This is a genomic window from Polaromonas sp. P3_A5, from assembly GCF_056403055.1.
This window is the reverse complement of the sequence record NZ_JBFUGF010000003.1, coordinates 78322-100603: the sequence shown is the minus strand read 5'-3', so window position 1 is coordinate 100603 and position 22282 is coordinate 78322. Positions and strand designations below refer to the sequence as shown.

The 22282-nt window shown below is 63.1% G+C and carries 12 protein-coding genes; 10 read left to right on the top strand and 2 right to left on the bottom strand.

Annotated elements, in window-relative coordinates:
- The first annotated feature begins 362 nt into the window (after positions 1 to 362).
- Together AC1DU8_RS19965 and AC1DU8_RS19960 are read left to right on the top strand one after the other, a co-directional pair.
- Entirely contained in the window at positions 363 to 8066 is a 7704-nt protein-coding gene (locus tag AC1DU8_RS19965) for a beta strand repeat-containing protein (RefSeq protein WP_477701551.1), read from the top strand.
- Entirely contained in the window at positions 8063 to 12202 is a 4140-nt protein-coding gene (locus tag AC1DU8_RS19960; protein WP_477727177.1) for an OmpA family protein, read from the top strand. Before AC1DU8_RS19965 ends, AC1DU8_RS19960 begins: the two co-directional genes overlap by 4 nt.
- A gap of 43 nt (positions 12203 to 12245) precedes the next feature.
- On the opposite strand, the gene AC1DU8_RS19955 is transcribed toward AC1DU8_RS19960, so the two are convergent.
- Positions 12246 to 13790, bottom strand: coding sequence for a YifB family Mg chelatase-like AAA ATPase (locus AC1DU8_RS19955; protein WP_477689674.1), 1545 nt, complete (start codon positions 13788 to 13790; stop codon positions 12246 to 12248).
- A 581-nt stretch (positions 13791 to 14371) separates the two neighbouring features.
- On the opposite strand from AC1DU8_RS19955, the gene glnK reads away from it, so the two are divergent.
- The 8 genes from glnK to AC1DU8_RS19915 all read left to right on the top strand — a co-directional run bounded on the left by glnK (position 14372) and on the right by AC1DU8_RS19915 (position 21743).
- Positions 14372 to 14710 carry a P-II family nitrogen regulator gene (glnK, locus tag AC1DU8_RS19950; protein ID WP_077591625.1) on the top strand — a complete coding sequence of 113 codons (339 nt, stop codon included), beginning with the start codon at positions 14372 to 14374 and terminating at the stop codon, positions 14708 to 14710.
- Positions 14711 to 14742: 32 nt separating this feature from the next.
- The gene (locus AC1DU8_RS19945; protein ID WP_457281749.1) at positions 14743 to 16281 is read left to right on the top strand and encodes an ammonium transporter; all 1539 of its coding nucleotides are present in this window, start codon (positions 14743 to 14745) and stop codon (positions 16279 to 16281) included.
- Positions 16282 to 16506: 225 nt separating this feature from the next.
- Entirely contained in the window at positions 16507 to 17433 is a 927-nt protein-coding gene (locus tag AC1DU8_RS19940) for an SMP-30/gluconolactonase/LRE family protein (protein WP_457281748.1), read from the top strand.
- Between the two features lie 81 nt (positions 17434 to 17514).
- Positions 17515 to 18636, top strand: coding sequence for a glycolate oxidase subunit GlcE (glcE, locus tag AC1DU8_RS19935; RefSeq protein ID WP_457281747.1), 1122 nt, complete (start codon positions 17515 to 17517; stop codon positions 18634 to 18636).
- 3 nt (positions 18637 to 18639) lie between these two features.
- Positions 18640 to 19416: a YoaK family protein gene (locus AC1DU8_RS19930; protein ID WP_457281746.1), complete on the top strand. Its 777-nt coding sequence runs from the start codon at positions 18640 to 18642 to the stop codon at positions 19414 to 19416.
- Positions 19417 to 19434: 18 nt separating this feature from the next.
- Entirely contained in the window at positions 19435 to 20661 is a 1227-nt protein-coding gene (gene glcF / locus AC1DU8_RS19925) for a glycolate oxidase subunit GlcF (protein ID WP_477667568.1), read from the top strand.
- 195 nt (positions 20662 to 20856) lie between these two features.
- Entirely contained in the window at positions 20857 to 21231 is a 375-nt protein-coding gene (locus AC1DU8_RS19920) for a VOC family protein (protein ID WP_477667567.1), read from the top strand.
- A gap of 5 nt (positions 21232 to 21236) precedes the next feature.
- Positions 21237 to 21743, top strand: coding sequence for an EVE domain-containing protein (locus AC1DU8_RS19915; protein WP_457281743.1), 507 nt, complete (start codon positions 21237 to 21239; stop codon positions 21741 to 21743).
- On the opposite strand, the gene AC1DU8_RS19910 is transcribed toward AC1DU8_RS19915, so the two are convergent.
- Positions 21744 to 22277: an N-acetyltransferase family protein gene (locus AC1DU8_RS19910; RefSeq protein ID WP_477727176.1), complete on the bottom strand. Its 534-nt coding sequence runs from the start codon at positions 22275 to 22277 to the stop codon at positions 21744 to 21746.
- Positions 22278 to 22282: the final 5 nt, after the last annotated feature.

Genomic DNA, 22282 nt, shown 5'->3' with positions numbered 1-22282 from the left:
GGATTCCGTTCACAAAGCCGCAGTCATGCCTGGCTCAACAGCGGTTTCTTCGGGTATTTCCGCCTGCTGCCAAAAATGTCCACTTGGTTTGCATCGGCACAACGAAAAATTACATAAGGAAACATATACAACTAATAGGGTTGTTAAAAAGTTCCACTTCTGTCACATCAGACTAACAAAGTAGTAAATTTAGTATTAGAAAAATCGCAACATAGTTAATCTTCGTACTGTTTGTTACCAGTATGTTGTCTGACATGAGACATGCCGAGTGAACGCTGTACGTCCTCTGCCAGCGTTGACTCGGTGCTCCTGCGGACTGCCTACCGGCACGGTTCCCAAGCATTCAAAGAGTCGAACTGCCTATGTTGTCCTCGAAATTTCTGGCGAAAGCCTCTGCCGGCTCCTTGCTTCGTGCTGCGGCTCTCGGATTGGCCATTGGATTGATGCCCGTTGCGGCCCAAGCCTTGACGGCTTCGGTGACCGCGATCATTCCGGCGCAAGGGATGTATCCCGGCGAGACGGCAACCTTGCGGATTACCTTGTCCAACAGCGATCCGGTGCCCGCCACCAACGTGGACTTCAGCAACAGCCTGCCTGGCCTTCTGCCCAACGGCCTCAGCGTTGCGTCTGCGGCCATAAATGGTTGCGGTGGGGCTTTGACCGCCAACCCGGGAACTCAGGCGCTTGCCCTGGCTGGCGGCACCATACCTGCCGCCGCCGGCGGGATTGACGGCCAGTGTGTCATCGATATTCCGGTGACGGTCGGCACCTCGACCGGCAACGCAACCTCCTATGCGTATCAAATCCTCAATGGCGCGGTCACCAGTACCGGCGGAAGCAACGTTGGAGACGTGTCGCAGACCTTTACGGTGCGGGCGCTGCAGCAACCGCAAATTTCGAAGGCATTCACCAGCTCGACGCTGGTACTGGGAGGCGCTTCGACACCTCTGACCATCACGCTGGTCAACCCGAACCCGGTGGCAATTTCCGGGTTCAGCATCACCGATAACTTTCCCCAGCTCGGTGGCAGCGCCATCATGAAGGTCGCGGCAACGCCCGGCGCGAATGCAACCTGCACCAGCGGTCCGGTACCGGCCTTCAATCCCGCACCGGCAGCGGGCGCAACCAGTGTGACCGGCACCGGAGATCTGCCGGCAAACGGGAGTTGCACCTTCGTTGTGAATGTGGAGGCGAACCAGACCAACGGCCAGTTCTCGACCGGTGCCCAGAACAACATCATCAACCGGAGCACCGACTTCACCAATGTGCTTGGACTGCCCGCCCAGGCCAATGCGCAGGCCAGCGTGACGGTCCGGTCTCCGCTCGGTGTGTCCAAGGGCTTTACGCCCAGCACCTCCCTTTCAAGCGGTGCCACGGGCTTTCTTACCCTCACCTTGAGCAATAGCGGCAATACGCCACTGACTGTCACCACCTTTGATGACACGCCGATCGACGGGATTGGTGGCGTCGACCCGACAAAAGGGTTAAACGTCACATCGGCGGTGACCAGCTGTGCGGGCGGCGCCGCTGCCGCGATCAACAGCAACAAAGGCGTCAGGCTGACCGGCGGGACCATTCCCGCCAATGGCAGCTGCACGGTGACAGTGAACTTCACCGCAGCTGTTCAGGTGAACGGCGTGCCGGTGACCTACACCAACAGCATCCCCCAAGGCGCCGTGGATGTGGGCGATCCCGCCATCAAGAGCCAGGCGGTATCGGCCACCATCCTGGTTGCCGACGACCTCCGTGTTCTCAAATCGGTACAACCCACGACACCTGTGGCGCCGGGCAACCCGATCCAGTACCAGATCACCGTGCAAAACTTCGGCGCTGGTGCGATCAATACCGTATCGGTGACGGACAACTTCACCAACGGCCAGACATTCCTCACCGGCACGATCAACGGCTTGAATTACACGCCGACTGTCAGCGCGGGCTGCGGCAACGTCAACTCTGCGAGCGCACTGGGCAGCAATGCGCCGGTCTTTACCATTGACACCGTCCCGGCCCGCACCAGTGTCAGCGTACCGGGTGCCTGCACCATCACCATGTGGGCCATGGCGTCCACTGTTGCGGTGGCCACCTCGAACAACGTCATCGCTGCCGGTGGGGTTTGCTACAACGGCGGCGCCACTTGCAACGGGGGTGCTTCCAACTCCACCAGCGTAGGCACCAACCCGCCCGTGCTCGCTGCAACGAAGGCGTTTGCCCAGTCCTCTCCCGGCGCCAGCACGTTTGCCGAGGGAACCATTGTCCGCATGACCATCACGCTGACGAACAAGTCGGCGAACCCACTGACCAACGTTGCGGTCTCGGATACTCTGCAATTGGCAACCAGCGGTGGGGGGCAGCTTCGCATCGCCAATCCGGCCAACGCGGCAAGCACCTGCGGCGCCCCCGCCATCACGGCGGTTGCCGGTTCCACTTCGATCGGCATCACTGGCGGCACCGTTCCGGCTCGCGCCAACAACGGCACGGGTGCGGACGGCAGCTGTAACTTGCAGGTGGATGTCGTAGGGCCGGCCGGCGTTTATAACAACACCGCGACGGTCGACGGCACCGAAACCTACGGGAACGGCACGACACACACACTGGGTACGGTATCAACCAACACCCCCCAGCTGACCTACACCTCCGCGCTGACCGCGAACAAGAGCTTCAATCCACCCAGCGTGTCCTCGGGCGGCAAATCAACGGTCACGGTTCAGCTCCTGAATTCGAGCGCGCTTGCACTGACAAACGTCAGTGTGACCGACCCACTCCCGGCGGGCATGGTGCTGGCCACCCCGCCCAATGCGCAGACGACCTGCGCGGGAAGCACATCCATCACGGCTGTTGCAGGGGCAGGCAGCGCAACCCTGACCGGTGCCAATGTGGCGGGCGGCGGAAATTGCGCCTTCCTGTTTGATGTGGTGGCAACAGGTGCCGCGAACTGGGTCAACAGCATCCCTCCCAACGGCATCCTCGCGGACGGCGGCGTGCGTAATGTCACCGCCGTTGTCGGCACGCTGCTTTTCAATGCCCCCACCGGCCTGGCCGTCAGCAAAACGACTTCCATCAGTTCCCTGGCCTTCCCCGGCCAGGTGAGCCGGCTGACGATCAACCTATCCAACGGGTCCCAGGCGGTTACCAACCTGGACATCACCGACTACTTCACGGTCGGCGGTGTTGCAGGCGGCACCAACAATGGGTGGGTGGTGACACCTACCCCGGCAACCGCAACGACGTGCCCGGGCGGGGTTGTGACCGCTGCGGCGGGCGCGCGATCGGTCCGTCTGTCAGGGGCAAACCTGGCGGTAAACGCGACCTGCCAGATATCGGTCAACGTGACGTCTGCCGTAACCGGTGGCAACACGAACACCATTCCGCCCGGTGCCATCATCACCGACCAGAACCTGACCAATGCCAACCCGGCAACGACCAGCCTGGCGATCAGCACGAACATTGGCATCGTCAAGCAGTTCACGCCCAACGTGGTGGCGCCGGGTACCCGGTCCCGCTTGCGCATCACTTTCTATAACCCGCTTTCACAGCCCGTCAGCGACCTGGCGGTCACCGACACCTTGCCGGCCGGCGTGACTGTTCCCAGTGGCGCGAATCCGACGACGACATGTCAGGGTGCGACGGTCTCTTCGACGGCCAACACGGTGCAACTTTCGGGCGGCATCATCGTCGCCGCGGCCGGAAATGTGCCAGCAACCTGCCAGGTGGAAATCGACGTCTTTGTGGCGGCGCAAGGCGACTATGTCAACACCATTCCAGCCAACGCACTGACGGCAAGCGCGGGCGGCAATGCCCTGGCGAACACCCAGCCTACGAGCGATACGCTGCGCGCGAAGTCACCGGTAGTGGTGCACAAGGCCTTCAGCGCCCGCACACTGGATGCAGGCAATCCTGTCGGGTTCACAACCGGGTCCGACACCAAGGCGCCTGGCGCGGTGTCGGTGATGACGATTCGTTTCGACAATCCCAACAACACACAGCTCAACGGCATGACCTTGACGGACGCATTGCCCGCCGGACTTGTCGTCGCGCCTACGCCAGCTGCGGCCACGACCTGTGCAGGCGGCACTGTTGTTGCCGCAGCGTCCGCCACCAGCGTTCGCCTGACCGGGGCCACACTCGCAGCCAATGGGTTCTGTACCGTCACGGTGAATGTTCTGAGCAACATTTCGGGCGTGTACACCAACACCATCCCGACCGGGAGCATTACTACCACCGAGGGCGTCACCAACCAGGAGCCCACCAGCGCACAGCTCATTACCTCCACCCCGCCGACCGTCGGCAAGCAGTTCACCCCTGCGGTGATCCCACCGAGCGGCGTATCGCGCCTGAGCATCGTCATCGGCAACACGAACGCCGCAGCAATGACCTTGAGCGCGGATTTTGACGACGTCCTGCCGACGGCACCCGGCCAGATCCGTTTGACGGCAGCTCCGGGCATGACGACCTCCTGCGGTGGAACTGTCGTGGCTGCCGCCAACGCCACCAGCGTGAGGCTCAATAGCGGCGGCACGGTCCCCGCAGGTGGCTGTACGATTGATGTCAATGTGACGGGGCTGACGGCTGGCGTACACACCAACAACATTCCCGCCGGTGCCCTGCAAACGAATCTGGGCAACAACCAGGCGCCTGCCAATGCGACGTTGACGATCAGCACCCTTGGCTACATCTCCGGCAAGGTTTTCAGAGACAACAACGTCACGCCCAACGGCACCTTTCAGAACGGCACCGACACGGGGATCGCCGGGGTCGGCATTGAACTGCGCAGCGGCGCAAACTGCAGTGGCGCACTGCTGACGACAGGAACCACCGATGCGCTCGGCAACTACCTGTTCTCCTCACTGGCAGCCGGCAGCTACTCCGTTTGCCAGCCAGCGCAGCCCGCGGCAACCACCAACGGCATCACGACCGCCGGCCCCATCAGTGGCATCAATGGCAGCACGGGTTCAGCCGGTGCGGCATCCAACCCCACGGCTACCACCAGCCAGATCACCAACGTGGTTCTCAATGGTGACGGCGCAGCCGCCGAAATTTCGGGCTCCGCCAACAACAACTTTGCCGAAGTCGTTCCTTCGACCATTTCAGGCAAAGTGTTCAAGGACCTGAACAACAACGGCGCACAGGACGGCGCAGACGATCCGCTCGCAGGCGTCACCATCGAGCTCAGGGACGCAGGCAATGCACTGATCGCGACCACGGTCACCGACGCGACGGGCAACTATTCGTTCGGCAATCTTTTGCCTGGAACTTACAGCGTGGTGGAGCCCGCACAACCCGCCGGCACCTCCAACGGCATTACCACCGCGGGTGCTGTTCCGAATGGCGGAACACCCGGAACGGCGACCACACCGGCCGTCACACCGAGCCGGATCAGCAGCATCGTGCTGCCGCCCAATACGGTTTCGAGCGGCAACAACTTCGCCGAGGTGTCCAATGGCGGCACGATTTCCGGCAAGGTCTTCCTGGACTATGACAACAGCGGCCTGATGAATGGAAGCGATCACGGCATCGGCGGACAGACGATCAATCTGACGGGCACCGACATCAATGGGCTCGCTGTCTCCAGGTCAACAGTCACGCTGGCCGACGGAACCTATAGCTTCACCGGGTTGGCCCAGGGTACCTATACCGTGACACAGCCGTTGCCCCAGGCGACGGGCACGACCAATGGCCAGACCATTGCCGGTAGCACGGGTGGAACGGCGACCTTGCCAGCCAATCCGGTGTCCTCGATCTCGAACATTCCGCTCGCCACCGCTAACGCCGTGTCGGCTGACAACAATTTCGCTGAAATCCCGGGCAATGCGCCTGATCTTGCGATCGCCAAAACGCACGCGCCGGTCAGCTTCGCCCAGGGATCCAGCACGGGCTTCTACACCATCACCGTCTCCAACGTCGGTGCAGCGGCGACGTCCGCCACCGTGACGGTGGTCGACACCTTGCCCGTGGGTATGACTGTAGCTGCCGTCAATGGCGGCGCAACGTGGTCTTGCTCCAACACCGCCACAACCGTCACCTGCAACACCAACAGCGTGATCGCATCCGGGGCGACGGCGCCCGTTATCACGGTGCGTGTTGCGGTGGCTGCCGGTTTGTCCGGACAGGTCCTGGTGAACACGGCGGTGGTTTCCGGCGGCAATGAGCCCAGCGGCTTTTCCGGCAACAACACGGCAACCGACCCCACGGCGATCTCCGATGTGGCGGCGGTACAGGGCAGCGTGTGGCGCGACCTCAACCATGACCGCATCAAGGACCCAGGTGAACCATTGGTCCCGGGCTGGATCGTCGAGCTGACACTCGGCGGCGTGGTGGTGGGTACCACCACCTCCGACGCAAACGGCGCTTACAGCTTTCCCAGCGTGGCGCCGGGCTCGGGTTACCAGATCCGCTTTCGGGAGCCCACAAGCGGGCGCATCTATGGACGCCCAGTGCCCAATGAGACCGGATTGCCCTATACGAATGGACAGGTGAATTCGACCTCCAACCCGGCCGGTGCGAACAATACCGACGGAACGTTAAGAGGCCTTACGCTAACCGCTGGCACCACGACCTTGGCCCAGAGCCTGCCGCTGGATCCGAGCGGGGTGATTTATGACGCGGTCAGCCGTCAGCCTGTACCCAACGCCATCGTCACACTCTCGGCCCCAGGCCTCACCGCAGCCGACGTGATTGGCGGCAGCCTGACGCAGACCACCGGTGCTGATGGTTCTTACCAGTTCCTGTTGCTGGGCGGCGCTCCGGCAGGCGCGACCTTGTACACGCTGACGGTGACGTCGCCACCGGGCTACCTGCCCGGTCCGTCGGCGATTATTCCGGCCTGTACCGCGACCCTGGGCGTGGGCCTGGCGCCTCCGAGCCCAGACCCGGCATTGGTGCAGAACAGCAACTTCGCACCCACAGCGGGCGTGCCGCTGCACAACCCCGCAGCTTGCCCCAACAACACCCTGGCCCTTGCGGGCGGTGCGGCCACGACCCAGTACTTCTACACGTTCACCTTCGCCGCAGTTCCAGGCTCTGCCAACGTGTTGAACAACCATATCCCGCTGGACCCGGTGTTGGGTGGCGCGATTGTGATGACAAAGAGCACACCGCTGGTCAACGTGGTCCGTGGCGACCTGGTGCCGTACAACATCACGGCGACCAACACGCTGAATGCGGTGCTCGGCAACATCAACATCGTGGATGTGATTCCGGCGGGCTTCAGGTATCGCACCGGCTCGGCATCGCTCAATGGCGTGGCACTTGAGCCCACGGTGAGCGGACGCAACCTCACCTGGGCCGGCCAGACGTTTACCGCAGGTGAGCGCAAAACACTGCGCATGCTGCTGGTGGTCGGCAGCGGTGTGTCGGAAGGTACTTACGTTAATCAGGTCGCAGCCCGCAATGCGCTGGTCAACGCCCAGGTGTCCAACACGGCCACAGCGACGGTGCGTGTGGTCCCCGATCCCACCTTCGATTGCTCCGACATCATCGGCAAGGTCTTTGACGACAAGAACGCCAATGGTTACCAGGACGAGGGGGAGCCGGGCATCGCGAATGTCCGCATTGCAACTGCGCGCGGGTTGCTGGTTACCAGCGACCATGATGGACGCTTCCACGTGGCTTGCGCGGCAATCCCGAACGCTGATCGCGGTTCCAACTTCGTGATGAAGGTGGACGAAAGAACCCTGCCTTCGGGCTATCGGTTGACAACCGAAAACCCGCGTGATGTCCGGGTGACACGCGGCAAGATGGTGAAGCTCAATTTCGGCGCGACGGTCCATCGTGTGGTCCGGCTCGAACTCTCCGGCGCTGCATTCCTGAACGACGGCACGGAGTTGCAGCCTGCGTATCTCGCGGTGCTGGAAAAGCTGCCTTCGCAACTGGCGACACGTCCATCCATCCTGCGCATTGCCTATCACCGAGGCGCCGAGGCGGCAGGGCTTGCGGAAAAACGCGTGTCGGCGATCAGTGACCGGATACAGACCTTGTGGAAGGAAAGGCGAAAGAAGGAGCGCGCGGAAACAGACAGTGAACCCCTCCATCCCTTGATGATTGAAACCGAGCTGGAGTCGGCGAAATGAATTTCCGTACACACACCATTGCAGTAGCCGTCAGCGTCCTTTGTGCAGGGTCTTCTGTATGGGCCGCTACCGAAGTCAGCGGCAAGCGAATTGACAATGGCCGCATCGACCTGTTCTCGGCGCCTCCGCCTTCGGAGGTGCAGCCGGCCATCAGCTACCCGTTGCCTTCGGGCGTTACGCGGGAAGAGGCGGCAGGCATGCGCAGCCGCGCCGCACAGGTGCCGCAGAGCGTCGCCTCCGTCAACAAGGCGCTGGAAGAAGCCAGCGGCCTGAGCCTTTTTGTATCGGGCAAGGCCGAGTTGCTGCCCGCCGCCAAAGCGTCCATCGAAGCGCTGGCCGCCGAGATACGCGCCAGGGGGGCATCGTCTCCAGGCATGCGCATTGCTGTTGTCGGGCACACGGACAACCAGCGTCTGGCGCCTGAAACCAGGCGGATCTTCAGGGATAACCAGGGGCTCTCTGAGGCCCGTGCTCTGGCGGTTGCAGCCTATCTCAAGCAGCAGCTGAACAATCCCGCCATCACTTATTCGATCGAAGGTGCAGGCGAGAACAAACCGTTGGCATCGAACGCAACGTCTGAAGGGATGGCCCGCAATCGCCGCGTCGAACTGCGCGTGTGGTTCGATGCCGCAGCGCCGGCGGGCGTTCCTGTTCCGCTGGCGGCCGCCAAGCCCTGCACGCCACAGGCCGTGGGGCAGTCCACCGTGCCGTTTCGCATCACGATTGATGGCGAGCCGATCAATGCCTCCGAGATTCCCAATGAGGCAGATGGCCAGCGGTGCGCCGACGTCGCGCTCGAGAAGGCTGACATCCAGGTGCGTTATGACAGCCTGGCCATTGCGCCGGTGATGAATGCCTGGGCCACACCCAACGCAGCGGTCAAGGGCGAGGTGGCGGAGTTTCGGGCCTGGTCAAACTACATTCCCTGGATCAAAAAGGCCGAACTGCGGCTTTTCCGTGCAGGGCAGAAGACACAGGAGCATCCTTTTGAGGTCGTGCCCATCACATGGTCAGGCGCGCTCAACTGGACCGTTCCGGCCAACACAGCCGGCGACCAGGTGTTCTACCTCCTGCGTGTTTATGACGCCCAGGGGCGTTTCGACGAGACCAGTCTGAAATCCCTGAACCTTCTGGCGCGCGCCATGCCGGTCAATGAAGATGCGGAGAAGCTCGAGCGCGAGCGGCTGACGGGGTATGGCGAAAACAGCCTGGCTTTGCGCAATATTCCGGTCACCGGGGGCACGGTCACGGTCAACGGTACCAATCTCAAGCCGGGCCAACGTATCGAAGCGCTGGGGCTGGAGCTGCCGATCGATGCGCAGGGCAAGTTCGCCATGAAACAAATCATGCCGGCAGGTCCGCAGTCTGTAGAGGTGACGCTGAAAGAGTCGGACGGGCGCGCAAGCACCTTTCGCCGCAACCTCAACATCGCCGCGGATGACTGGTTTTACCTGGCACTAGGGGATTTGACGGTCGGGAAAAACAATGTCTCCGGGCCTGCGAAACTGGTGACAGGTGACATGAGTCACTACGAAGACAAGGTGTATGTCGATGGCCGCGCCGCTTTTTACCTCAAGGGGAAAATCAAGGGCGAATGGCTGCTGACGGCTTCGGCCGATACCCGGGAAGGTCCTGTCGAGGACCTGTTTTCCAACTTCTCCAGCAAGGATCCCAAATACCTTCTGCGCAGTATTGACCCCAACCTCTATTACCCCGTCTACGGCGATGACAGCACAACGGTGGATGATGCGCCGACGCAGGGCAAGTTTTTTGTCAAACTGCAAAAAGGCGACTCGCACGTCATGTGGGGTAACTTCCAGACTTCGTGGAGCGGAACGGAGCTGATGCAATACTCACGCGGCCTATATGGCGCACAGGTACGCTACCGCTCTGAAGATGCCACGGCCTATGGCGAAAAACAGACCCAGATTGATGCTTTTGCCGCCGATCCGGGAACGCTGGCTTCGCGCGAGGAGTTTCGCGGCACGGGAGGCTCGCTGTACTACCTGCGCCACCTCGACATCACACAGGGCTCGGAGCGCGTCTGGATCGAGGTCCGCGACAAGGACTCCGGCATGGTGATCGAGCGCCGCGAGCTCGCACCTACGCAGGATTACGAGATCAACTACCTTCAAGGCCGTATTCTGTTGCAGTCGCCCTTGTCCGCGACTGGCGCCGGCGCCGGCCTGATCATGGCGTCTGCGGTAGGCGGCCAGCCGGTCTACCTCGTGACGACATACGAGTTTGCGCCCGGCGTCACGGCCATCAACAACCTGTCGACCGGCATTCGCGCGAGCCAATGGCTGAACGACCATGTGCAGCTGGGCGCCAGCAGCTACCACCAGGGCGAAACAGGATCCAGCCAGACGCTCAAGGGAATCGACGGGACGCTGCGCTACAAGCCTGGCACCTGGCTGAAGTTTGAGGCGGCACGCTCAAAGGGGCCGGGCAATGGGGCCCAAACCTCTCTTGATGGCGGCTTTGGATTTAACACGCTGAGCAACGGCGGCATCCAGTCGGCCGGCGCAGAACGTCTGGAAGGCTCGGTGGATCTCGCCGAAGTCACCGACAGCATGAAGGGGAAGATCACCTCTTATGTCCAGAACCGTGACCGCGGTTATTCGGCCCCAGGGCAGATTGGCATAGGCGGCGAGGCGGTCCGGCAGGCCGGTGCCGCTGCCGATGTGGAGCTTTCTCCGGGCACGCGCGTGCTGGTCAAGGCAGACAAGCGCGACGGCGATCTGCAGAATAATCAGAACGCCGAGCTTGCGGTGCGGCAGACGCTGAACAGCGAATGGGAAGTCGCTGTCGGGGTCCGTGCGGACGATCGTTCCAATGTCACGCCGAATGCCAGTCCGTTGCTTTCCCAGACCGGATCGCGCACGGATGCGCAGGTGAGGGCGGATTACCGGCCTGATCGTGCGGGTGGAAAACCCGGCGAAAAAGAAAACTGGGAAGCTTACGGTTACGTTCAGGGGACGCTGGAGCGTGACGATACGCGCGACCCCAACAACCGCGTCGGCCTGGGTGGCGCACTGCAAGTCAGCGAACGCGTGAAGCTCAGCGGCGAAGCATCCGGCGGCAGCATGGGCGCCGGCGGCAAGCTGGGCGCCGACTACCGCATCTCCGACCGGAGCAATGCCTATCTGGCGTACACGATGGAAACAGAAAGCCCGGATGTCGCGTGGCGCGGCCGCCAAGGGACGCTGGTCTCTGGTGCAAGCACCCGCGTGTCCGATCAATTGCGGGTGTTCGGCGAGGGCCGTGCAGTCAATGGGGCCGGCCCGCAAAGCTTGACGCAAGCCTTTGGCATGGACTGGTCGCCCAATGACCGCTGGAACTGGGGCGCCAAGGTCGAGTTCGGAACCGTGTCCGACCCATTGGCTGGTGACCTCAGGCGCCGTGCGCTCGGTGGCTCTGTCGGCTACAAAAAGGACAGCCTGAAATACGGCGGTAATCTTGAGTGGCGCAACGACCGGAGCAATGTGTCCGGCGAACGTACCACCTGGCTGATGCGCAACACAGTGGGCATGCAGGTGGACCCTGCCTGGCGCGTGCTGGGCAAGCTCAATGTCTCGCGTTCAAGCAACAGCCAGGGGGCCTTTGTCGACGGTAACTACCATGAGTTTGTGCTGGGCAGCGCCTACCGGCCGGTTGACAACGACCGCTGGAACACCCTGTTCAAGTACACCAACCTGCACAACGTGCCGACCGCGGGCCAGCTGACCCCTTCGGGCCAGGCGGCCGACTACGCGCAGCGCAGCCAGGTGTTTTCCGTCGACACGATTTACGACGTGAAGCCGTGGCTTTCCGTCGGCGCCAAATACGCGTTCCGCATCGGCGAGCTGAAAATGCCGGTTGCCGGCGGGGAGTGGTTCTCCAGCCGTGCTGATCTTCTGATCTTCCGGGCGGATCTTCACTTGGTCAAGGAGTGGGACGCCCTGATTGAATGGCGCAACCTGCGCGCCACGGAGGCGCAGGATGCAAAAGCCGGCATGCTCCTCGGTGTCTATCGCCACCTTGGCAAGGGGGTGAAGGTTGGGGTGGGATACAACTTCACCAAGTATTCCGATGACCTGACCGACCTGTCTTACCGCAGCCGGGGCTGGTTCCTGAATGTGCTTGCCACCTATTGAACGTTTGAAATTAACAGGCCTTCGCGCGGTTGTGCGGCGGCGGTCAATGGGCTGCCTTGAGCGCCCGGCGGTACTGCACGGCTTCCGCGACGTGGACGACCTGGACGGCCTGTGCGCCTGCGAGGTCGGCAATCGTCCTGGCCACTTTCAGGCAGCGATGAATGCTGCGGCCTGACCACCCTAACCGCGCTGCTGCTGTGTTCAGGAATTTCGCGGCCGCGTCATCGAGCTGGCATTGCGCATCAATGGCCTGGCCTTCCAGTGCCTGGTTGGTGGTGCCCTGCCGGGCAATAGCACGATCACGTGCCGTGGCAACCCGGGCCCTGATAACGGCGGTGGCCTCGCCCGGCGCCGCGTTGACCAGTTCATCGGCTGCGAGCGCACCCACCTCAACATGCAGGTCGATGCGGTCCAGCAGCGGGCCGCTGAGCTTGCCCTGGTAACGCGACACCTGTTCGGGCGAACAACGGCAAGCCCGCAAGCTCGAGCCGAGGTAACCGCAGGGGCAAGGGTTCATCGCTGCAACCAGCTGAAAGCGCGCCGGGAACTCGGCGCGCTGGGCGGCTCGCGAAATGGTGATGGTGCCGGACTCCAGCGGTTCACGCAGGGCTTCCAGGGCTGCCCGCGGAAACTCCGGAAGCTCATCCAGAAACAGGATGCCGCGGTGCGCCAGGGAAATTTCACCAGGCCGCGGCGGGGAACCACCACCGACAAGCGCAACGGCGCTGGCCGTGTGGTGAGGCGCGCAGGTGGGGCGTATCGCCCATTTGTCCAGCGTGAACCGGCCGCCCAATGACGCCACCGCTGCGCTTTCCAGCGCTTCTTCGGTGGTCATGGCCGGCAGAAGGCCCGCAAAGCGCTGTGCCAGCATGGATTTTCCGGAGCCTGGGGCGCCCATCATCAGTACGCTGTGCCCGCCGGTCGCGGCAATTTCCAGGGCGCGTCGGGCCGCCGCCTGGCCTTTGACGTCGGCCAGATCAGGATACGGGGACTGCCCCGAAGGCACGATCGGCTTGACGCGAGACCAGCCTTCCCCTGCTTCGATCGGGGTGTCGCCCGGCAAAAATTGCCTCACCACATCGAGTAAATGGTGCGCCTGAAAGATTTCGGCGCCGGGGACCAACGCTGCTTCCTGGGCGCTGGCCTCCGGTAGCACCAGCTTCGGCAGCTTCTCGGCGGCCAGCCGTTCCGGGCGCGCCAGGGCGAGGCTCATGGCAAGCGCTCCCCGAATGGGCCGCAAGTCGCCGCCCAGCGACAACTCGCCGGCGAACTCATAGCCTTCCAGTTTGCGGGCGTCGATCTGGCCGCTGGCCGCCAGGATGCCGAGCGCGATGGGCAGGTCGAACCGGCCGGAATCCTTGGGAAGGTCGGCGGGTGCCAGATTGACCGTAATGCGTTTATTGGCGGGAAATTCCAGTCCGGCGTTCTGGATGGCCGAGCGCACGCGTTCACGCGCTTCCTTGACTTCCGTTTCCGCAAGCCCGACCAGCGTAAAGCTGGGCAAACCGTTGGCAAGATGCACCTCCACCTGCACCGGCCTTGCTTCCAGGCCCAACAAGGCGCGGCTATGCACTAAAGACAAGCTCATTCGAAACTCCCTCCCTCAGAGGCGGCATCACAACTGAACCCGAGGCCATCCCGGGTTGCAGGCGCACCAGACCTTCACGTAAGACGAGTATCGCCTAGCGAGGGAAGCCACCCGCCGGTTCACCAGAAAGGTGTGCCCCACTGCATCCGATAGCGGCACTCACTTTTGTCCCGCGCACTTGCCTGGTTGTGTCAGTGCCGGGATCCGCCGTGGCATTCCTGCCGCCGATCTCCTGGTGCTGACCGTCCCAGAAACGAACGTTGCAGAAGACCGCCGTGCACTAAAGACAGGCTTGGTGATGCCTTTTTGGTTTTATGCTCCAAAATTGTGCGCTTGACTGCCCTTTATTGGTGCATCATATCCGGCGCAATTCGCGGAGGTTCGCTCGAAGTTCAAGGGCAGGCCGGTCATCCATGCAAAGCGTCTTTGGCACGTTACCTGCTAAGAAGTCCACGCAAGTTGCCAACCTTTGGAGCTTCTACGGAGACTCCATCAGCAATGACTCGTACAAAAGCCTTAATCCGGCTGAGGTGGTGCTTGACGATGCTGCTTCCCTATTCATCCCTGGAGGAAACCTGAAAATGAAACTCGTAACGGCCATCATTAAACCGTTCAAGCTGGACGAAGTGCGTGAAGCGCTTTCCGGCATTGGCGTGCAAGGCATTACTGTGACTGAAGTCAAAGGCTTCGGCCGCCAGAAAGGCCATACCGAGCTGTACCGCGGCGCCGAGTATGTCGTCGATTTTCTGCCCAAGGTCAAGATCGAAGCAGCAGTCTCCGACGAGCTGGTGGATCGCGTGATTGAAGCGGTTGAGGGCGCCGCCCGCACCGGCAAGATCGGCGACGGCAAGGTTTTTGTTTACAACCTCGAGCAGGTCGTGCGCATCCGTACCGGTGAAACCGGCAAGGAAGCGCTGTAAGGCTTACCCCAAAAAACGAAGAGAACATAGACATGAAAAAACTACTTGCCTCCCTTGTACTGGGACTGAGCCTGCTGACGACCGGCGCCGTGATGGCGCAGGCCCCGGCAGCTGCACCCGCCGCTTCCGCCGCAGAAGCCAAGCCGGCTGAAGCTGCTGCTTCCGCCGCCGCGCCTGCCGCAGCGACAGCACCCGCCGCTGCAGCAGCAGCCTCTGCACCGGCTGCCGCTGCGCCCGTTCCCAACAAAGGCGACACCGCCTGGATGATGGTTTCCACGCTGCTGGTCATCATGATGACCGTGCCCGGCCTGGCGCTGTTCTACGGCGGTCTGGTCCGCAGCAAGAACATGCTGTCGGTCCTGATGCAGGTCATGGTGACGTTCTCGATGATCGTCGTGCTGTGGTTTATCTATGGCTACAGTCTGGCCTTCACCGAAGGCAACGCCTTCTTCGGCGGCTTCGACCGGCTCTTCATGAAGGGCATCTGGGACAACGTTGCGGGCACCTTTGCCAATGGCGCCACCTTCAGCAAGGGTGTCGTGATCCCCGAGATCGTGTTCGCCGCCTTCCAGGCTACATTTGCCGGCATCACCTGCGCGCTGATCGTCGGCGCCTTTGCCGAACGCATCAAGTTCTCCGCAGTGCTGCTGTTCATGGCAATCTGGTTCACCTTCAGCTACGCACCTATCGCCCACATGGTCTGGTTCTGGATGGGCCCTGACGCCTACACCGGCAAGGAAGTCGCCGACGCCATGAGCGCCAAGGGCGGTTATATCTGGCAAATGGGCGCCCTGGATTTTGCGGGCGGTACTGTGGTGCACATCAACGCCGCTGTCGCCGGCCTGGTCGGCGCCTTCTGCATCGGCAAGCGTATCGGCTACGGCAAGGAAGCCATGGCCCCTCACAGCCTCACGCTAACCATGGTCGGTGCCGCATTGCTGTGGGTGGGCTGGTTCGGCTTCAACGCCGGCTCCGCCCTGGAAGCCAACGGCTTCGCCGCCCTGGCCTTCATCAATACGCTGGGTGCTACCGCTGCCGCTGTGCTGGCATGGTGCGTCGGTGAGGCGCTGATGCGCGGCAAGGCCTCGATGCTGGGCGCAGCGTCCGGCGCCGTCGCCGGCCTGGTGGCCATCACGCCCGCAGCCGGCAACGTCGGCATCGGCGGCGGCCTGATCATCGGCCTGATCGCCGGCTTCGCCTGCCTCTGGGGTGTGAACGGCCTGAAGAAACTGCTGGGCGCCGATGATTCGCTCGACGTGTTCGGCGTGCATGGCGTGGGCGGTATTCTGGGCGCGCTGCTCACCGGCGTTTTCAACTCGCCAGCCCTGGGTGGCCCAAGCTTCGTGGGTGACTGGGTGACCGCCACGGCCGTGACGCCTGACGCTTACACCATCGCCGGCCAGGTCTGGATCCAGGCCAAGGCCGTGCTGATCACCATCGTCTGGTCCGGTGTGGTTTCCTTCATCGCCTTCAAGGTGGTTGACCTCACGATCGGCCTGCGCGTCAGCGAAGAAGACGAACGCGAAGGCCTGGACATCACCTCGCATGGTGAGACCGCCTACAACCGTTAATTCATAGTCAGACGAATTCGGGCTGCCCCAGGGCAGCCCCCTGATTGAGTATCTCCTTTGGATGTTCAGCCCGCTGGCGCAAGCCGGTGGGCTGTTTTTTTTGGCGCGTGCCTTGTGGGCGTTGCATGATCGCCGGGATTGGGTTGCGGGGGCGTTTCCGGCTGTGGCCCTGCCGGTGCTAACCTTGGGTGCCTATCCACTTTTCAGCCTTTCAAGGAACGCCGCATGACATGGCAAACCGTTGTTGCACAACCCAGTGAACTGGGTGAATCGCCGTTCTGGCATCCCGACGAGCAAATGCTGTATTGGGTTGACATTCCAGGCCGGCAGATTCACCGCTGCAACGTCTTTATGGGGACGGTACAAAGCTGGCCCATGCCGTCGGAGCCCGGCAGCATTGCGCCGGCCCGTACACAGGGGCAAGGCAGTGGCCTGGTGATCGCATTGCGCGACGGCATTTACCGCGCCCGCGAGTGGGGCGCCGAACTCCAGCAACTCATGCGGGCCGGCCATGACACTGCCACGACGCGGTTCAACGACGGCAAGGCCGATCCGCGCGGCCGCTTCTGGGCCGGCACGATGTACGAACCACGGGACAAGTCCGTGGCCGAGCTTTTTTCCATCGACTGCCGCAACAGCCTTGTGCCTGCGGTAGAACGCAAGGCAGGCGGCGCCATCATCGCCAATGGCCTGGCGTGGTCGCCGGACGCCGCAACCGTGTACTGGACGGACACCCCCACGCACACCACACATGCCTGGGACTGGGATGCCGACAGCAACGCCATGGCAAACCGCCGCGTTTTCCACCAATGGCCCGGCAAACCCGCCGGCTGGCAGTTCGGCATGCCCGGTTACGGCGGGCGGCCCGACGGCGCTGCGGTGGATATCCAGGGCAACTACTGGGTGGCCATGTTTGAAGGTGCGCGCCTTCTCAAGCTGTCGCCGGCAGGAGAGTTGCTGGCTGAAATTCCCGTGCCGGCGCAATGCCCGACCATGCCGTGCTTTGGCGGCGACGACCTGCAAACGCTTTACATCACCACGGCACGCTACAACCGGCCGGCTGCCGAGCTGCAGGCCTATCCCGAGTCGGGCTGCGTGTTTTCGATGCGGGTGGATGTGCCCGGCTTGCCGGTGAATTTTTTCGAGGATTGAGCTTCGCCTCTGAAAAAACCGAACAGGCGGCATGCAAAAAGATCAACTCCCCAGGCGCGATACCCACGTACCATCCCAGCCATGCCTTCAGATACCGATGATGTGATGGAGTCCCTGCGCGGGCGAATACGCACTGCCGCTGCCGCCGGTACGCCGCTGCGTATTCGGGGTGGCGGCACCAAGGACTTCTACGGCCAATCCCTGGAAGGTGACATCCTCGACATGACGCCATACGCGGGTGTGATCAGCTACGAACCCAGTGAACTGGTCGTGACTGCGCGCGCCGGCACGCCGCTGGCTGAACTCGAAACCTTGCTGGCGGCCCAGGGCCAGTGCCTGCCCTTCGAGCCGCCGCGTTTTGACGATTCTGGGGCAAAAGCCACCGTGGGCGGCATGGTCGCCAGCGGCCTGAGCGGGCCGGCACGCGCCAGCGTGGGCGCGGTGCGTGATTACATGCTGGGCCTCAAGCTCATCAACGGGCGTGGCGAACTGCTCACGTTTGGCGGGCAGGTCATGAAAAATGTGGCGGGTTATGACGTCTCACGGCTCATGGCGGGTGCCCTGGGTACCTTGGGCGTGCTCACTGAAGTGAGCCTCAAGGTGCTGCCGGTGGCGCCTGCCGAGGCCACCCTGCGTTTTGAATGCAGCCAGGCGCAGGCGCTTGACTGGCTGAACGCCTGGGGCGGCCGGCCCTTACCGCTCAACGCGAGCTGCTGGTCGGAAGAAGCCGACATCGGTACGCTCTATCTGCGATTGCGCGGCGCTGTCGCCGCCGTCGAAGCCGCCTGCAAGGTGCTGGGCGGCGAGAAACAAGGCAGCGCCGAAGCTGCCGGCTATTGGCAGGACTGTCGCAACCAGCAGCACCCGTGGTTCCGGGCACGCCAGGCCGACCAGGACTTGTGGCGGCTGTCCTTGCCGCAAACGGCCCATGTTCCGGATTTGCCCGACTCGCCGCTGGTGGAATGGCATGGCGCCCAGCGATGGGTACGGGCAGGCGCCGGGCAGGCAGAGGCACTGCGCGCGGCCGCTGCTCAGGCCGGCGGGCATGCTACTCTTTTTATAGCTGTCAGCGCAATGCCAGCGGGAGCTACAGCCCGATTTGATGCATTAAAGCCGCCGCTGGACCGGATCCACCGGGACCTCAAGCGCGAGTTCGATCCCGCCGGAATCCTTAACCGCGGCCGCATGGCGGCGGGCTGGTAGTTCATGCGTCGCCTGCGCCATCTCACCGGGCAGCACCGCACGCCCACCATCAACCGCCTGCTCGGCGGCGTGCTTGCGTTCAATGCCGGAGCTGTCAACGCGGGGGGCTTCCTGCTGGTCAGCATGTACACCTCGCACATGACGGGGTTTGTCTCCATCGTGGCCGACAACCTCATCCTCGGGAACCTGACGCTGGTGCTCGGTGCGGTGGGCGCCTTGCTGGCCTTCACCCTGGGTGCGGCCGTGACGGCCGTGCTGGTCAATTGGGCGCGCCACCGGCACCTTCGCAGTGAGTTCGCCCTGCCGCTGTTGCTCGAGTCAGTTCTTTTGCTGGTCTTCGGCCTGCTTGGCGCAACGCTGAACCGGCAGACGCCGTTCGCCGTGCCCCTGACCGTGCTGGTGCTGGCCTTCACCATGGGCCTGCAAAACGCGCTGGTCAGCAAAATCTCGTCCTCCCAGATCCGCACCACGCATATGACCGGTGTCATCACTGACCTCGGCATCGAGCTCGGCAAGATGTTTTACTGGAACCGTACCGCCAGCTCCATGGAGTCCCGTGTGCGCGCCAACCGTATCAAGGTGCGGCTCTTCGGCACCTTGCTGGCCATGTTCATTGCCGGCGGCCTGGTCGGTGCGGCCGGCTTCAAATACGTCGGTTTCATCTGGGTCGTGCCCCTGGCCCTCATGCTGTTGACCTTGTCCTTGCCGCCGCTGTATGCGGATTTCCGGCGCGCTGCCCGGCGCAAGGCCCTCGCTCTGGCCCTGAAAGAAGGGTCCTGAAAGAAGGGTCCTGACGCCATGCAAACCCACCTCGCCCCTGAATTCAAAAACACCGCTGACGGCCTGGAGGCTGAAGCCATCTTGCGCAAATGTGTGCATTGCGGTTTTTGCACGGCCACCTGCCCCACCTACCAATTACTGGGCGACGAGCTTGACGGCCCGCGTGGACGCATCTACCTCATCAAGCAAGTGCTGGAGGGTGAAGCGCCCACGCGCAAGACCCAGCTGCACCTGGACCGGTGCCTCACCTGCCGCAACTGCGAAAGCACCTGCCCCAGCGGGGTGGAATACGGCCACCTCGTGGATATCGGCCGCAAGCTGGTTGACGAGCGCGTGCCGCGCCCGGCCGGTGAGCGTGTCGTGCGCTGGGCTCTCAAGGAAGGCCTTCCGTCGCCGCTTTTTGCGCCCGCCATGAAGGCCGGGCAAGCCGTCCGCGGCCTCTTGCCCGCATCGCTCAAAAACAAGGTGCCGGCCAGGCAGGCCGCCGGCCCATGGCCCGCGCGCCAGCACGCCCGCAAGATGCTCATGCTCGAAGGCTGCGTGCAGCCCGCCATGATGCCCAACATCAATGCCGCCACGGCGCGCGTGCTCGACGCGGCCGGCATACAAACGGTGGTGGCGCAAAAAGCCGGATGCTGCGGCGCCGTCAAATTCCACCTGAACGACCAGGAGGGCGGCAAGGAAGAAATGCGGCGCAACATCGACGCCTGGTGGCCGCATGTGGAAGGCACAGGGGTAGAGGCCATCGTCATGAACGCTTCGGGCTGCGGCGTCACCGTCAAGGAATACGGCCACCTCCTCAGGGACGATCCCGCCTACGCGGCCAAAGCCGCACGCATCAGCGGGCTGACACGCGACCTCAGCGAGCTCATGCCGGAGCTGGTTGGTGAGCTGCAGGGCAAGGTCAGGGCGCAAGCCGGCACGCTGGCGTTTCATCCGCCCTGCACGCTGCAGCACGGCCAGCAGCTGCGCGGCGGTGTCGAGACGCTAATGGGCGCACTCGGCTTTAACGTCAAGCTGGCGGCCGGTGAGTCGCACCTGTGCTGCGGTTCGGCTGGCACCTACTCCGTGCTGCAGCCCGACATCGCGTATCAACTGCGCGATCGCAAGCTCGGCAACCTGCAAGCCACTGCACCCGAAACCATCATCTCAGCCAATATCGGCTGTATTACGCACCTGCAAAGCGGCACGGCAACGCCGGTGCGGCACTGGGTCGAAGTGCTCGACGCTGCGCTGAAGTCCTGAAGGGGAGCGAACACCAGCCAGCCGGGGCCGCGGAACCGGCTTCGCCGGGCCGCAGGCGCAGCGCCCCCTCGGGGGGCAGCGCATTACACGCAGCCGAAGGCGAAGTGAAAAGCGTGGGGGCCAACACCCTCCTGACACCACGTTGTCAGTAGCCCCTCGGCACCATCAAGGCTTCTTCAACACAAGGAGCCTCCCATGAAAAACGCCATCACCTGGTTTGAAATCCCCAGCACCCAACTCGACAAAGCCCAGGCCTTTTACGAAGCCGTGCTCGAGTGCAAGATGCGCCGCGAGCCCATGGGCCCGTCCGAAGGCGCGGTGTTTCCCTATGAGGCGGAGGAGGGCGTGGGTGGCGCGATCCTGACCGGCCCCACAGCGCCTGCTCCGGCGTCCGGCGGCACCTTGATTTACCTCGATGCTTCGCCTTCGCTGGATGCCGCACTGGCGCGCGCCGTCAAGGCCGGCGGCAAGGTCGCCTTGCCGCGCCAGGCGCTGCCGCCCGGTCTGGGGTTTTTTGCGCACATCACCGACCTGGACGGCAACCGCGTCGGCCTGCACGCCGCGGCTTGAGCGTGATGGGCCGCAAGAACTGGATAGCCGTCGCCGGTGCCGAACATGCGCGGCGCGGCTGCGCGGATCCGCACAACGGCTACATGCAGGTGTGCCATGGCAAATGCGCTCCGCTTAAACGGGTGCTGGCTGGGGATCGCGTGGCTTATTACTCGCCCGCACTGACCATGGGCGGCAAAGACAAATTCCAGCGCTTTGTTTCCATCGGCGTGGTGCGGGCCGGCGAGCCGTATGCCTTCGACATGGGCGGCGGCTTTGTACCCTTCCGCCGCGACGTGACCTATGCGGCCGCGCGGGAGGTGTCCATATTGCCCTGGCTGGACGAGTTCGAGTTTGTGGAAAGCCGCCAGCACTGGGGCTACAAGTTTCGCTTCGGCCTGTTCGAGGTCAGCGACCACGACATGCGGCTGGTCGCGCGGGCCATGCGCGCGGACCTCGCGGCGCTGGACTTTGAGGCGGCTGGTACAGCAGCTGCGCCTATGCGCCCCATGGCACTGTTCCCGGACCTGTAGTTACCAGGTCAGCTCGCGATAGAACACCGTGGTGCCCACCAGGCCGCCGCGCGGCAACAGCGCATAGCCGGGAATCACGCCCGCGCGCTGCCAGCCCAGGCGTTGGTACAGGCGCTCGCCGTTATCGCCGGTCACGGTGTCCAGCACCAGCAAGGTCTTGCCGCAGTCGCGCGCCATGCTTTCGGCGGCGCGCATCAAGGCCTCGCCGAGGCCCTGGCGCCGGCAGCGGCGGTGCACCAGCATCTTGGCCAGGTCGGCGCGGTGCGGCTGGTTCTCGGGCTGGGCCAGCACCAGCTGCACCGTGCCGCAGATACCCTGTGCATCCTCGGCGACCAGCAGCGCACGTTCGCCCGCGGCAACGCCTTGCGCTACATCGCGCCAGAAGCCCGCGGCACGTTCGCGCGACAGCGGGTGCATAAAACTCACCGAGGCATCGCCTTCGACGCAGTCGATCAGCACATCGACCAGTCCGGCAATCTGTTCGTCATTGACGGCAGGCAGGCGCCGCAGCGACCAGGGTGTAGTGTTCATCATGGTGT

Bases quoted from the DNA above. Each gene is read 5' to 3' on its own strand.
- glcE (WP_457281747.1), top strand. From the start codon at position 17,515: ATGCCTTCAGATACCGATGATGTGATGGAGTCCCTGCGCGGGCGAATA.
- AC1DU8_RS19920 (WP_477667567.1), top strand. From the start codon at position 20,857: ATGAAAAACGCCATCACCTGGTTTGAAATCCCCAGCACCCAACTCGAC.
- glcF (WP_477667568.1), top strand. From the start codon at position 19,435: ATGCAAACCCACCTCGCCCCTGAATTCAAAAACACCGCTGACGGCCTG.
- AC1DU8_RS19940 (WP_457281748.1), top strand. From the start codon at position 16,507: ATGACATGGCAAACCGTTGTTGCACAACCCAGTGAACTGGGTGAATCG.
- AC1DU8_RS19955 (WP_477689674.1), bottom strand. From the start codon at position 13,790: ATGAGCTTGTCTTTAGTGCATAGCCGCGCCTTGTTGGGCCTGGAAGCA.
- glnK (WP_077591625.1), top strand. From the start codon at position 14,372: ATGAAACTCGTAACGGCCATCATTAAACCGTTCAAGCTGGACGAAGTG.
- AC1DU8_RS19915 (WP_457281743.1), top strand. From the start codon at position 21,237: ATGGGCCGCAAGAACTGGATAGCCGTCGCCGGTGCCGAACATGCGCGG.
- AC1DU8_RS19930 (WP_457281746.1), top strand. From the start codon at position 18,640: ATGCGTCGCCTGCGCCATCTCACCGGGCAGCACCGCACGCCCACCATC.
- AC1DU8_RS19960 (WP_477727177.1), top strand. From the start codon at position 8,063: ATGAATTTCCGTACACACACCATTGCAGTAGCCGTCAGCGTCCTTTGT.
- AC1DU8_RS19945 (WP_457281749.1), top strand. From the start codon at position 14,743: ATGAAAAAACTACTTGCCTCCCTTGTACTGGGACTGAGCCTGCTGACG.
- AC1DU8_RS19910 (WP_477727176.1), bottom strand. From the start codon at position 22,277: ATGATGAACACTACACCCTGGTCGCTGCGGCGCCTGCCTGCCGTCAAT.
- AC1DU8_RS19965 (WP_477701551.1), top strand. From the start codon at position 363: ATGTTGTCCTCGAAATTTCTGGCGAAAGCCTCTGCCGGCTCCTTGCTT.